At 66.3% G+C, this 12725-nt stretch carries 11 protein-coding genes; 6 read left to right on the forward strand and 5 right to left on the reverse strand.

What is annotated here, in order from left to right; translation table 11 throughout:
- The first annotated feature begins 45 nt into the window (after positions 1-45).
- Positions 46-462: a thiol-disulfide oxidoreductase DCC family protein gene (locus WD430_RS04405; RefSeq protein WP_339104818.1), complete on the forward strand. Its 417-nt coding sequence runs from the start codon at positions 46-48 to the stop codon at positions 460-462.
- A gap of 247 nt (positions 463-709) precedes the next feature.
- Here WD430_RS04405 and WD430_RS04410 read toward each other — a convergent pair whose 3' ends face one another.
- Positions 710-988, reverse strand: a complete 279-nt coding sequence (locus WD430_RS04410) for a hypothetical protein (protein ID WP_407067135.1) — start codon at positions 986-988, stop codon at positions 710-712.
- Between the two features lie 118 nt (positions 989-1106).
- On the opposite strand from WD430_RS04410, the gene WD430_RS04415 reads away from it, so the two are divergent.
- From WD430_RS04415 to WD430_RS04425, 3 genes are all read left to right on the forward strand, one after another.
- Positions 1107-2384 carry a DNA double-strand break repair nuclease NurA gene (locus WD430_RS04415; RefSeq protein WP_339104819.1) on the forward strand — a complete coding sequence of 426 codons (1278 nt, stop codon included), beginning with the start codon at positions 1107-1109 and terminating at the stop codon, positions 2382-2384.
- 94 nt (positions 2385-2478) lie between these two features.
- Positions 2479-4848: a bifunctional UDP-sugar hydrolase/5'-nucleotidase gene (locus WD430_RS04420; RefSeq protein WP_339104820.1), complete on the forward strand. Its 2370-nt coding sequence runs from the start codon at positions 2479-2481 to the stop codon at positions 4846-4848.
- Between the two features lie 66 nt (positions 4849-4914).
- The gene (locus WD430_RS04425; protein WP_339104821.1) at positions 4915-5784 is read left to right on the forward strand and encodes a hypothetical protein; all 870 of its coding nucleotides are present in this window, start codon (positions 4915-4917) and stop codon (positions 5782-5784) included.
- Positions 5785-5933: 149 nt separating this feature from the next.
- Here WD430_RS04425 and WD430_RS04430 read toward each other — a convergent pair whose 3' ends face one another.
- Complete coding sequence (locus WD430_RS04430) at positions 5934-6275, reverse strand: hypothetical protein (RefSeq protein ID WP_339104822.1); 342 nt, start codon at positions 6273-6275, stop codon at positions 5934-5936.
- A 312-nt stretch (positions 6276-6587) separates the two neighbouring features.
- On the opposite strand from WD430_RS04430, the gene WD430_RS04435 reads away from it, so the two are divergent.
- Together WD430_RS04435 and WD430_RS04440 are read left to right on the forward strand one after the other, a co-directional pair.
- On the forward strand, positions 6588-7217 hold the full coding sequence (locus tag WD430_RS04435) for an ArsR family transcriptional regulator (protein WP_339104823.1): 630 nt from the start codon (positions 6588-6590) through the stop codon (positions 7215-7217).
- Between the two features lie 226 nt (positions 7218-7443).
- Positions 7444-9300: an ATP-binding protein gene (locus tag WD430_RS04440; protein ID WP_339104824.1), complete on the forward strand. Its 1857-nt coding sequence runs from the start codon at positions 7444-7446 to the stop codon at positions 9298-9300.
- 33 nt (positions 9301-9333) lie between these two features.
- Here the strand turns inward: WD430_RS04440 and WD430_RS04445 are convergent, their stop codons facing one another.
- The 3 genes from WD430_RS04445 to WD430_RS04455 all read right to left on the reverse strand — a co-directional run bounded on the left by WD430_RS04445 (position 9334) and on the right by WD430_RS04455 (position 12567).
- Positions 9334-10479 carry a CAP domain-containing protein gene (locus WD430_RS04445; RefSeq protein WP_339104825.1) on the reverse strand — a complete coding sequence of 382 codons (1146 nt, stop codon included), beginning with the start codon at positions 10477-10479 and terminating at the stop codon, positions 9334-9336.
- 288 nt (positions 10480-10767) lie between these two features.
- The gene (locus WD430_RS04450; RefSeq protein WP_339104826.1) at positions 10768-11667 is read right to left on the reverse strand and encodes an FRG domain-containing protein; all 900 of its coding nucleotides are present in this window, start codon (positions 11665-11667) and stop codon (positions 10768-10770) included.
- Positions 11668-11808: 141 nt separating this feature from the next.
- Positions 11809-12567: a glucose 1-dehydrogenase gene (locus WD430_RS04455; RefSeq protein WP_339104827.1), complete on the reverse strand. Its 759-nt coding sequence runs from the start codon at positions 12565-12567 to the stop codon at positions 11809-11811.
- Positions 12568-12725 lie beyond the last annotated feature (158 nt).

The following is a 12725-nucleotide window of genomic DNA, read 5'->3' on the forward strand; positions in this document are numbered from 1 at the left end:
GGACCGGAACGTTGACCACTCGGCGATTCGAACTCGGGATATCCGATGGACACGGACGTACCGGACGACGGCCCGATCGTCCTCTTCGACGGCGTCTGCAACCTCTGTCACGGCTTCGTGCAGTTTCTCATTCCGCGGGATCCGGAGGGCCAGTTTCGGTTCGCGTCGTTGCAGTCCGACGTCGGCCAGCGGCTGCTGGCCGAGCACGGTCTCTCGGACCGCGACCTCGATTCGGTCGTGTTGCTCGAGGGCGACGAGGCGTACGTCAAGTCCGACGCGGTGATCCGGATCGGCCAGCTACTGGGCGGCGTCTACCGACTGCTCGGGCCGTGTCGGTTCCTCCCCCGTCGGTTCCGCGACCGGGCGTACGACCTCGTCGCGCGCCACCGCTACCGGCTGTTCGGGCGGAAAGAGCAGTGCATGCTGCCGACCGGAAACGTCCGGGATCGGTTCCTCGAGTAGACAACAGGGGCTCCACTATCGGTTGCCATCGTATCTCGGAGGACGGTGCTACCACGTGAGGCGGCTGATGTGCACCGAATCAACGCCGCGAACGCCACAGGGGTCCGAGGACGGTGGTAACGACACCCGCATCGCTGATTCTACCGGTATCTCGACAGGTAGACGGAGACCGATATTCGACGCCGGTAGGGCGGCCCGCGTCGTCGAACCCGACTCGAGTCGGACTCCTCGAGCCGTCGGGAAGAGACTAGTCGCGGCGGTGGTCGAAGGTCGCGCCGCAGTCGCCACAGACCGTGCTGCGGCCGGGTTTGGTCCGCTGGGCGAAAACGGCGCCGCACTCGTCGCAGATCATGAAGAGCCGACGTTCCGGCGGGACGCCGGCCTCGAATCGGACCTGGATCCAGGCGTCGGCGTTCGTCTCGTCGTAGAGCGTGACGTCGGCGCCGTCCTGCCGCCAGTTGATCGGGTCATCGTCGGTGTCGACCGCTTCCAGACCTCGCTTGGACATCGGGGTATCGGGATTCATCGTCCGCCCACATATAATTTTTCTGATAATTTTTTACCCGGCCTCGAGTTAATGCATTGCTACCGGAGCGATCGGTCCGACCGCGGTCTTTTTGCGAGTGGGGCGGCAGCCACCGTGTATGACTCTCGATCCGGTCCACTTCGACGGCATCGCGCAACTCGCGAGGCGGATCGATCACGGGGCCGACGAGCGCGATCGCCGCGCCTTCGCCGAGACGGTCTGGACCGAGTTCCTCGACCCGCTGATCGACCGGGACGGTCGGACCGTCCTCGAGCCGGTCGACGAGCGGCACCGCCGTCACGTCGACTGCGAGGACGTCGCGCTCCGCGATCGATCGTTCGCGAGCGAGCACGGCCTCGACGCGGGAACTATCAATCCGACGACGTTCAAAAACGGCCTCGTCATCGACATCGCGCAGGCGGCGATGGCCGCCACGCCGAGCGACCTCGACCGTCACCGCTCGCGGACCACCGTGATGACGGTCCACTCCAACGACGAGACGATGACCGTCGACGAGTCGTGGGGGAAGTTCGACGAGGGCTACAGTCGGAGCCGCGCCGTCAAGATCCCGCCGCTGCCGCGCTTCGCCGAGGGGGTCGTCCACGCGCTCGCGCTCTACCTCGCCGAGAGCAAACACGCCCTCGAGAACGCCGACGCGGTCGACGACTTACTCGTACTCGACGGCCCGATCTACCCCCGCGGGCTCCTCCGCTGGGCCGATCAACACCCCGACCTCGCGGACTTCCTGCTCGAGGATCCCCGACCGACGACGGTGCTGGAGAACTACGTGCGACTGGTCGAGCGGTTCGTCGAGCGGGACGTGCCGCTCGTCGGGTTCGTCAAGAACCCGGCGACGCGGGTCATCACGCGAACGCTGAAGAACAAACGGGACGTCGACGTCGCCACCCCGTGGAACGACGACGCGGCGCTGTTCACGCGCCTCCTCGAACGCGGCGAGTACGTGGACGACGTCGACGGCCAGCGCTGGGAACGCCACACGTCGGCGCTGACCTACACGAACTGGTTCCGCTCCCGCGGCGGGGTCGATCGCCCCCTCTCGGTCGAGGGCGACGCGCTCGGCGTCGAGCGCGACCTGTCGCTCGAGTCCTACGAGGTGACGTTCTTCGTCGTCTACGATCCGCGCGACGATCTCGTCTACCGGATCGAGGCCCCCTACGCGTTCACTCGGGAGCCGGAGACCCGGCGGGCGGTGACGATGCAGGTCCTGCAGGACGTCGCCGTCGCCCACGGCCCACCGACGGTCGTCGAGAAGGCCGACGAGCTCGCCAAAATCAGCCGCTCGGAGAAGGCGTCGCTGCGCGAGACCCTCGAGACGCAGTTCGACACGTCGCGGGACCGGACCTACGACGACCACCGGTGGGACGAGGAGTACTAGCGCCGCCGACGGTTCGATCGAGTACTGTGACAAACGTACTGGATCCGGCAGCACATAGCAACGATAGTGGTAATTCCTTTCGCTGACTGTCACGATGACAGGAACGTCCGGACGTGACGACAGTGACTCGACCGACTCGGGTATCGATCCGCGCCGCCGTCGATTGCTCGGCATGGCCGCAGGCGCGTCGGCCGCCGCCGTGCTCCCGACGACCGGGAGCGTCGGAGCGGAATCCGCCGAGACGGTCACGATCGTCCACGACACGCACTTCCACGGCCGGTTCGAGGACGCCGAGGCGGCCGCCCTGAACCTTCCGCGGTACTACACGGTCGTCCGAGACGCGCTCGCTGACGCCGATAACGCCCTGTTCGTCGGGAACGGCGACGACATCGCGCCCTCGGTGATGGGCCTCGAGTTCGAGGGCGAGCACATGATCGAGGCGCTGAACGCCACGGAGCTCGACGTCGTCGGCGTCGGCAACCACGAGTACGATTTCGGCGCCGACGTCGCGACCGAGCGGTTCGAGGAGAGCGAGTTCCCGTGGGTCGTCGCGAACCTGCTCGACGACGCGGGGGAGCCGGTTCCCGGAACCGAGCGGTGGGCAACGTTCGAGGAAGGGGACCTGACGGTCGGCGTCTTCGGCCTCGTCTCGACGAACTTCCACTCGCTGACCGACTATCCGGAATCGTGGCAGGTGCTCGGCTACGTCGAGGGCGCGCAGGAAGCGGTCGACGCGCTCCGCGAGGAGGCAGGTGCCGACGTCGTCGTCTGTGCCTCGCACGTCTCGACGGGCGTCCACTACACGCTCGCCGAGGAGGTCGACGGCCTCGATGCGATCGTCGGCTCCCACTCCAACGTCGTCTTCGACGAACCCGAACGGGTCGACGGGACGGTCATCAGCGAGTTCGGCGACGAGTTCGATCACGTCGGCTCGCTCACGCTCGACGCCGACGGCGAGCTCGTCGACTGGCAACGGACCGATCTCTTACCCCCCGAGGCGGATCCCGACCCGGTCGTCGACGAGTACGAGGAGATCGGCGTCCGCTACGCGGACGAGATCGAGGAAGACGACGCCCTCGCGGCCGTGGCCGACGACTGGTCCGAGAAACTCGAGGCGGAGCTCGGAGCGCCGGTGGTCGAAAGCGAGGTCGAACTGAACGCGACGTTCGACAACTACGCGATCGAGACCAACTGGGGGAACCTCGTGACCGACGCGATGCGAACCGTCGGCGAGATCGGCGACATCGAGGTCGACATCGCCGCCCAGAACGGCGGCGGCATTCGCAGCGGGTCGACGTACGGCCCCGGCGAGATCACGGGCGCCGACGTGATGAACATCCTGCCGTTCCCCAACGAGATCGAGGTCGTCGAACTGACCGGCGAGGACGTCGTCGCGTACCTCGAGGAGGCGATCCGTCCGCATCCGTCGGAGAACTACGGTACGCAGCCGGCGATTCAGGTCTCGGGAATCTCCTACGAGTGGTGGGGACACGACGGCGAGGCCCGGGTCGAGAACGTCTTCGTCGGCGGCGAGCCCATCGATCCCGACGAGACGTACTCGCTCGCGCACAACGACTACTCGATCGGGAACTCCGACGTGCTCTCGGAGGCCGAGGTCGTGCTCGCCTCCGGTCAGTATCAGGGCCCGTTCGTCATCGACTGGCTCGAGGAACGGGACACCGTCGCCCCCGAACGGGAGAACCGGATGCTCCGAGTCGACGAGACGGTCGGCGAGGCGTCGGTCGCCGCCGGCGACGGCGAGGCCGTGCTCACCGTCGACGTCCCGGACGGCGCCGACGAGGTCCTGCCCGACACGTTCCGGGCCGTGATCCGGACCGGCGCCGACCTCGAGGCGAAATCGGCGACCCGGAACGGCGACAGCGTCGATGTGACGTTCGATACCGACGACTTGCTCGCCCTCGTCGCGGACGTCGACGAGCCGGCGCTGCGACTGTTCGGCGGCTACGACCCCGATCAGGAGTACTGGGACTACGACTTCGAGGTACCGACCTCGAGCGGCTACGACCACTTCCGACTCCGCGCGGAGGTGAGCGCGGCCACCCTCGAGGGCCTCGGCGACGACTCGAACGGCAACGATGGGACGGACGACGATACCGACTCGAACGAGACCGACGAGGGTGACGGTTCGGGCGATTCGGGCAACGGGTCTACTGACGACGGTTCGGGCAACGGGTCTACTGACGACGGTTCGGGCAACGGGTCTACTGACGACGGTTCGGGCGACGGGTCTGCTGACGACGGTTCGGACGATTCGGGCAACGGGTCTTCCGGCAATGGATCGGACGACGGGTCTTCCGGCAATGGATCGGACGACGGGACGCCCGGCTTCGGTCCGCTCGGCGCGATCGCCGGCGGGAGCGTCGGCGGCTACCTCTACTCGCGTCGTCGGGCCGCCGGCGACGACGAACCCACCGAGACCTCGACCGACGGAGCGGACGACTGATCGGCCGATGCGACCATGCTCTCGCCTCCCCAGCGCGACGATCAGCGTCAAACGAGGAACCGCGCGATGAGAGTCGCTACGGGCCGACGGACGATCGCCGTCGGAAGCGGCCTGCTACTGGGAACGGCCGTCCTCGCGCTGCTGACCGTCTCCCTGCTCGGGTTCGCCGCCGGTACGGCAGCCGCCGGCGATCGGTCCGCGGCCGTCCTGCCGTCGGAACGGACGATCGACGCCGACCCCGGCGAGGCGGTGACCGTCGACGTCGTCATGCAGAGCGACGGCGGCTACGGCGGCGAAGGCGTCGAGTCGGTCACCCTCGTCGCCCGGTACAATCCCGAGTATCTCGAGATTACCGACGTCGAACGGGGGCCGTGGCTCGAGCAGGGCGCGGAGACGGAGGTCCGCGCCGAACGGGCGCTCGCACACGACGACGGTACCGCCGTCCTCGAGCAGCGGCGCGATCCCGTCGCCGACGGCGCGACCGGCAACGCCGAACTCGCGACGCTCACGATCGCAGTCGCCGAAGACGCGCCGCCGTCGGAGGCGGCGATCTCGTTCGAGGAGAGCCGCGTCGAACTCCTGCGCGGGACGCCGATTCCGGTCTTCGATACGAACGCCACCGTCTCGATCGACGGCGGGGGCGACGAGGCACCACCGTTCGATCATCCGGATCCGGACGAGCTCGAGACGACGGCCGTCGACGACGAAGCTACTGACGGCGCCCCGTTGTCGGGGACCGAATCGGCGACGGAAGACGAGTCGACGGAGACCGACGGCGCTGAAAATGGAAGCGGCGAGACCGAGCGGGACGACGGGGACGCCGTTCCGAGACTCCCGGCACCGATCACGGCGGCGATCGTCGGCGGAACCGCTCTCGTCGTCGCCGTCCGATCGCGCCGAAGTGCCGGCGCTCGAGCTGGCTCGGAACGGAACTAGCCGTCGATTACCCGGATAACAGGTCTTGGGAAACGGTCGTGTCCCCCCGACCAAACCGGCATCGGCAAACCCGTGAGTTCACAGCCGGGGTAATCTGCTGGCCGGATTGCCCACGGAGGAATCCCACGACTTCAGTCGTGTGGAGGACGTCAATCGTCGGTTTCGCTGTTTTTCTCGACCTCGAGTTCGACGTCGTCCGGATCGACCCCGATGCGGGCGAACTGCGTCCGGACGTGTTCCTTGGCGCCCTCGAGGGCCTGCTCGCGGGTGTCGAAGCCGCGGGGCATGGGGGATTCGAACGCGAGGTGAACCTCGCGGCCGTCGATCAGCTGGGTCGAACCGCCGCTGTCGACCTCGTAGAACTCGTCGCAGACCCAGACGTAGGCGGCGTCTTCGTCGGGCGCGCCGCGAAACGAGGGCGCTCGTTCGCCCCGTTCGTACAGCGTGCCAGTGAGTTCGGTGCCGCCGGCACGACCGCGGATCAGTATCATACCGCTCTTTGGGCTCGTACGCGCAAAAAGACAGTGGCACGAGTCTCAGGGACGTTTCCCACCGTCTGTCGGTCTCGAACCGGATTCGCCGCCGAAACGGACCGGCCGACCCCGCGGTCGGGATCGAACGCAGCGGTTAGTATCGACGAATCTCACGATTATCCTACCGTCTAGAAGCGAGTATTCTTCCCTCTCGAGGGGGTTTCGCGGCGGATTAGCGCGTTAGTCGGCTATTACGCGAGTAACCATTCGTTCCGGATCCAAATCGTTTTGGAAATGGGCTTAACCCCGTTCCACCGCTGCCTGTTAGTAATGAGTTCGAAAGCGTCCATCGGCGGTGACAGCGACCGGGGCCCATTGACAGACGTCCCTGAGGAGTGTTACGACGTCCTCCGACACCCGCGCCGGCTTCGCATCCTCGCGACGCTCGGCGCCCGTCGCACGCGACTGTCGCTGATGGAACTGACGACGGCGATCGTCGAGAACGAAGACCTGGACGTCCCGACCGGTAAGGCCCGCCACGACGTCCGCATCAGTCTCGTCCACAACCACCTCCCCCGACTGGCCGAGTACGGCCTCGTCGAGTTCGACGCCGAGACCGGCGCCGAACTGGTCGACGAACCGCCGGTCCACCCCGCCGATCTCGTCAGCCTGCTCGATCTGTGCGAGGACCCGGAGGGACAGCGCGTGCTCGAGGCGATCGTCCATCCCGTCCGAATGCGGGTCCTCGCGATGCTGTCGGGCGCCGAACGGACCGTGTCCGTCGACCGGCTCGCGTCGGAACTCGCCGCCAGCGACGTCGGCGCGGACGACCCCGAACGCGCGAAGATTTCGCTCTACCACGCACAGCTCCCCATGCTGGCCGACGTCGGCGCACTGGAGTTCGACGCCGACGCCGGACTGGTCACGCGACGCGAGCAGACCGCGTCGATCCTCCGCTGAGCGCCCCTCGTCACCGCCGAACTCGCCGCCGGTCTACCGCTGGCGCGATCGGCCCTCCACCGACAACCACCGTCGCCCGGCCCGTTGACGCGGTTTCCGTTTCTCCTCGACGCCCCTGGTCGCAGGCTTCGGCCGTTCCGTTCTGTCGTCAGTCCCGATCGTCTGTCCCGACGAACCAGTGTGCCGCCTCGAAAAGTAGTTGTGGGGGCGGCCTGATGGACCTGATATGACCGATCTGGGTGACTTCGGCGATTTCAACGCCGGGTCCGGCGCCGATTCCGGCGACAGAGACGACGACGTGGGCGGTTCCGACGGATCGACGGGGACCCCGTCGAGTGCCGGCGGATCGACAGGTACGGACGGCGGAACGACCGACGAGTTCGAACCGACGCCCGTCGAGCCGCGAGGCGAGGACGTCGGTATCGGCGCGATCTGCGTCTCGCAGGGACTGCGCGTCGCCGAGGACGGCGACGAGACCACCCTGCGCGCCTACGTCACCCGCGGCAACCGTTCGTCGATCCGCATCGGGAGCTATCTGCTCGCGCCCTATCCCGACGGCGAGACCCTGTTCTGTCGTATCACCGGCCTCGAGTACGCCCAGCAGTACCACGCAGACGACGCCACCGAGATCCACGCGCGGCGCGCGATGCGATCGGACGGGGTCGACGAGGCCGACTACAAGTTCGTCGCGGAACTCGAGCCCGTCGCAGTGCTGTACGACGACGACGGCGAACTCAAACGGCGGATGACCGACCGCGTCCCCAAGCCCCAGACGGTGATCCGGCAGGCCGACGATACCGCCGAGATCAAGACCGGGCTGAAGATGCCCGACGACGGCGTCTTCCTCGGCCACCTCTCGGTCGGCGGCGAGAAGGTGCGGACCGCGGCGTCGCCGCCGACCATCGATTATCGGCTGAAAGACGACTACGAGGCCGGCGACCCGCTGGTCTACCGACACACGCTGATCGCCGGCGGAACGGGGTCGGGGAAGACCCACGGCGCGAAGAACATCCTGCGCCAGTACCTCGCCGAGGATCGCACCTATCCGATGGACGACGGCCGCGAGGTCCGGCCCGCCGTCGTCCAGTTCGACCCGCAGGACGAGTACGCCCAGATGCACGACGACAACCCCGACCTGGACGACGAGTTCGCGCGCCGCCTCGAGCGAGAGGGAATCGCCTACGGCGGCCACGAGGACACGACGGCGTTCGTCCCGAAGGTGGGATCGGCGTCGTACGCGGCGGGCCACCACCGCGCCCGGCAGGTCGAGTTCACGATTCCGTTCTCGATGGTCTACGACAACCCCTGGCTGGTCGCGGGCAGCGGGCTGAACGACAACCAGTACGGCGCGCTGGTCAGCGTCCTCCTGCCGCGGTTCCGGAAGCAGTACGGCGAGGACGGCACCTACGAGGAGTTCACGACGTTCCTCGACGACCCCGCGCTGCGCGAGGAGCTCGACGAGTCCGGCCGGGTCCACGAGGCGACCTTCGACGCGGTCCGGCGGCGCGTGCTCGGCTTCGGCCACGTCTTCGATCAGGACGCCCGCCCGATCACCGACCTCGTTCACGAGTTCGTCCGTCCCGGCGGGCTGACCGTCGTCCCGACCTACCACATCAACGACAGCCGGGCGACCGAAACGATCGTGCTCGCGGTCTCCTCGCTGCTCATCGACCAGAAGCTCTCGAACGACCCGTTCTACGACCGGATCAAGGAGACGCCGCTGGTCCTCGGGATGGACGAGGCCCACAACTTCCTGACCGACGCCGACTCGGTACAGGCGGGGAAAGTGATCTCGAAGTTCACCGAGGCCGCCAAACAGGGCCGCAAGGAGCGACTCGGCCTCTTTCTGATCACGCAAGACCCCCAGGACATCCACGACGCCGTCTTCAAGCAGATCAACACCACCGTCGTCCTGAACCTCGGCGACGAGGACGCCATCAAGAGCGTCAATATCCCGAGCAACCTCGAGTCGAAGGTGCCCTACATGGAGAAGGGGCAGATGGTCGTCTACTCGCCGGACAACTCCGAACCCGTCGAACTGATCGGCCTCTCGAAGTGTCTGACCCGGCACGGCCGGGACTGAAAAAAGAGCGTCGCGGATCGCCGTCCGACGACCCTAACAGAAGTTCTGCGTGACGAACACGCGGTTATCGTCGGTGACGGAGACGCCGATGCCCTCGTTCTCCCACTGGGTCGCGAGGAGGTTCTCGCGGTGGCCCGGCGAGTTCATCCACTGCGTGACGATTCCGTCCGCGAGTTCCTGCTCGGTCTCGTAGCGGACGGTCTCGCCGTCGTCGGTGACGACCGGCGTGTCGTACCACGTCTGCGCGAGGTTCTCGCCGCCGGTGTAGCCGTTCGCGTTGCACTCGTATCCCGCCTGTTCGTACCGGTCGGTGACGTCGTTCCCTTCCGGATCGACGTGCGCGAAGTAGCCGCGCTCGGCCATGTCCTCGCTGTGGGCCCGGGCGATGTCCCGCAGCTCGGTGTCGAATTCGAGCGGCTCGAGGCCGCGGGCGGTGCGTTCCTCGTTGACCGCCTCGTGGACGTATCGCTCGAGGGCCGCGCGATCGATCTCGTCGCTCGAGCCGTCGTCGGTTTCGTCGCTCGAGCCGTCGTCGGTTTCGTCGCCCGCGGTGTCGTCGGTTTCGTCGCCCGCGGTGTCGTCGGTTTCATCGCCCGCGGTGTCGTCGGTTTCATCGCCCGCGGTGTCGTCGGTTTCATCGCCCGCGGTGTCGTCGGTTTCATCGCCCGCGGTGGCGTCAGTTTCGTTGGTCTCGTTTCCGTCAGTTTCGTCGCTATCCGTCTCGTCCGTTTCGTCGTCGCTATCGGTTTCGTCGGTCTCGTTGCTGTCGGTCTCGTCAGTTCCGTCATCGCCGTCAGTTTCACCGGTCTCCTCACCGTCCGTCTCATCCGCTCCGTCGCCGGTATCGTCATTCGTCTCGTCCGTTCCGTCGTCCGCATCGTCGGGCGTGTCCTCGTCGTCGATACGGTCAGTGATGTCGCCGTCGAACAGCGACTCGAGCAGCGACGTAGCGTCGCCGGCCTGTCCGCTATCGAGGTCGCCGACCGGCGACTCGACGTCGCTGTCGAGGCCATCGGTGGTCACCTCGACGGTGTCGTCGGTCCCCGAGGTCACCGACGAGACGGTGGTCACGTCGGACTGGGTGACGACGTTCGACTGCGAGACGTCGTCCGTATCGGTCTCGGTCGACGCGTCCTCGACCGGACTCGCGGCGGGCGCGGCGGCCCCCGCACCGACCATACTCAGAGCGAGCAACGCTACGACTGCGACGGCCGTTATCGATTGCAGTTTCATCCGCGATATCTTTCGGAATTTCATCGGAAATAGTAATACTCGAGATACCGGTCAGAAGATGGTTCAGGATTCTGCAAGAGTCCGTCTCGAGACGAAGGATCGATCGATACCGTTTCGAAGAACGCTGTATGCGATAGTTTCGCCCGGATTCGGTTCGCCTACGGCTCGAAAGTGTCGGATACGGCGGCCGACGGCGTCTCGAGACCGCGTCGCCGAATCGATCCGCCGGACCACTCACTCCTGTGGCTGATAGTACTGCTTGAGCCAGGTCGTCAGCCCCTCGAGGTCGGGAAACAGCGTCCGGTGGTTGACGTTCATCTGGTCTAACTTGTCGCGGAACTCGAGTTTGCGCTCGCCCGGAATCACGATCTTCCGGTAACAGTCCGGGCGATCCTCGAGCCAGCGGTCGAGGGTGAGCCGGGGATCCGACTGGAACGAGAAGACGGCCGACTGATTGGCGATGCGGTCGTCGATCGCCGGCGGCCGGAAGAAGACGACGTACTGGTCGTCGGCCTCGTCGTCGGCGTCGACGCCCCACCGCTCGCGCCAGAGATCGTCCAGTCGAGAGACGTCGTTTATGTTTCGCGTCGTCGCCTCGTCTCTCGCGTCGGCCGCGGCCGCATCGGCCTCGAGCGTCGCGTTCGAGAGCAGATGCACGTCGAGCATGTCCGTCTCCGTCCGCTCGAGGACGCGCTGGTAGTGGTCGGGCAGGGAATCGTGGAGTTGCCGGAAGTCGACCGCCCAGACGGCCCCGTCGTGGGCGGTGTCGCCGTCCCGGACCGCGAAGTAGGTCGCGACCAGCGGCGAGAACGACCAGTCCAGCAATCGGGTCGGCAGGCCGTAGTGCTCGGCGATCGAGAGCAGGTGCCAGACCGACTCGGGCTCCTCGATCTCGCTCACGGCGTACTGGTGGAAGTTCCGCAACAGCAGCGACTCGAGTTTCCACTCCCCCGAGTCCCCGACGAACCGCTTGATCGAGGTCTCGAGGGTGTGGTCCCGTGAGGGGACGCCTCGGAACACGAAGGGGGAGCGATGCCGCGAGATGTCGGGCATCCACATCTCCGCGGTGACCAGTTCCTGTAGTTCCGCCCACGATTCGGCCCGGACGGTCGACGGCGAGCTATCGGCAGTCATCGGTATGTACGACCGTTCCGTCGTCGATCGCGCGTCGGTTCCGCATCGAAGCGATACTCACAGGGTCGGGGCACGATTGTCCACGGTCGACGAAGGATACCGGTCCGAGCGCGTCGTCAGAGCGGACGTCTCGAACCGCCGTCACTGTGCGAGGTACCCTCCCTCGACTGGCAGCGTCACGCCGGTAACGCGGGACGAGAGGTCCGATCCGAGAAAGAGCACGGCGTTCGCGATCTCCGTCGGGTCCGCGAGGCCGGGCATCGGCTCGGTGTCCCGGAACTGAGCCTCCATCTCGGGATGGTCCTCGATGGTTCGTTCGATCATTTCGGTGCGGACGATTCCGGGTGCGACCGCGTTCGCCCGGATGCCGTCCTCGGCGTACTCGATGGCCGCGTACTTCGTGAGCTGACTGACTGCCGCCTTCGCGGCCCCGTAGCCGCTGTACTGCGGCACCGCGACCTCACCGCCGATCGAGGAGGCGCTGACGATAGCGCCGCCGTCGTCGGCCAGCATCGCCTCGATCGCGTACTTCATTCCGTACCAGACCCCCTTCAGGTTTATATCCAGGACCTGTTCGAAGGCATCGCTATCGTACTCGTCGATTCGCGCGACCGGCCCTTCGATGGCCGCGTTGTTGTAGAGGACGTCCAAGCCGCCGTAGACGTCGATCGCAGTTTCGATCATTCGTTCGACATCATCTGGATCGGAGACGTCGGTCTCGACGAACGTCGCCTCACCGCCGTCGTCGGTTATCGCCGCGACCGTCTCTTCGGCGCCGTCGGCGTCGACGTCGGCGACGACGACGGACGCACCGTTGTCGGCGAACGTCTGCGCCGTCGCTCGTCCGATTCCGGATGCCGCCCCCGTGATCACCGCGACGTCGTTTTCGACTACGTTCATCACCTGTTATCAGCCCTCCTGAGCGGATATAGCTAGTGATGCGAAAGCCATCGTGTATCATAATCTTCCGATATATGTCGCGGATAAAGGAACGGTCCCGTTCGTTCTGAGTAGCGTCACGGTAAGTGACCGGACATCGTAAATCAGACCGCGAGACG

Origin of the sequence: Haloterrigena sp. KLK7 (assembly GCF_037914945.1) — an archaeon.
In the GTDB taxonomy this organism is placed as follows: Archaea; Halobacteriota; Halobacteria; order Halobacteriales; family Natrialbaceae; genus Haloterrigena; species Haloterrigena salinisoli.

Excerpts from the sequence above, each read along its gene's own strand:
- WD430_RS04425 (WP_339104821.1), top strand. The coding sequence starts at position 4,915 with ATGAGAGTCGCTACGGGCCGACGGACGATCGCCGTCGGAAGCGGCCTG.
- WD430_RS04405 (WP_339104818.1), top strand. The coding sequence starts at position 46 with ATGGACACGGACGTACCGGACGACGGCCCGATCGTCCTCTTCGACGGC.
- WD430_RS04430 (WP_339104822.1), bottom strand. The coding sequence starts at position 6,275 with ATGATACTGATCCGCGGTCGTGCCGGCGGCACCGAACTCACTGGCACG.
- WD430_RS04440 (WP_339104824.1), top strand. The coding sequence starts at position 7,444 with ATGACCGATCTGGGTGACTTCGGCGATTTCAACGCCGGGTCCGGCGCC.
- WD430_RS04450 (WP_339104826.1), bottom strand. The coding sequence starts at position 11,667 with ATGACTGCCGATAGCTCGCCGTCGACCGTCCGGGCCGAATCGTGGGCG.
- WD430_RS04445 (WP_339104825.1), bottom strand. The coding sequence starts at position 10,479 with ATGGTCGGTGCGGGGGCCGCCGCGCCCGCCGCGAGTCCGGTCGAGGAC.
- WD430_RS04410 (WP_407067135.1), bottom strand. The coding sequence starts at position 988 with ATGAATCCCGATACCCCGATGTCCAAGCGAGGTCTGGAAGCGGTCGAC.
- WD430_RS04420 (WP_339104820.1), top strand. The coding sequence starts at position 2,479 with ATGACAGGAACGTCCGGACGTGACGACAGTGACTCGACCGACTCGGGT.
- WD430_RS04415 (WP_339104819.1), top strand. The coding sequence starts at position 1,107 with ATGACTCTCGATCCGGTCCACTTCGACGGCATCGCGCAACTCGCGAGG.
- WD430_RS04435 (WP_339104823.1), top strand. The coding sequence starts at position 6,588 with ATGAGTTCGAAAGCGTCCATCGGCGGTGACAGCGACCGGGGCCCATTG.
- WD430_RS04455 (WP_339104827.1), bottom strand. The coding sequence starts at position 12,567 with ATGAACGTAGTCGAAAACGACGTCGCGGTGATCACGGGGGCGGCATCC.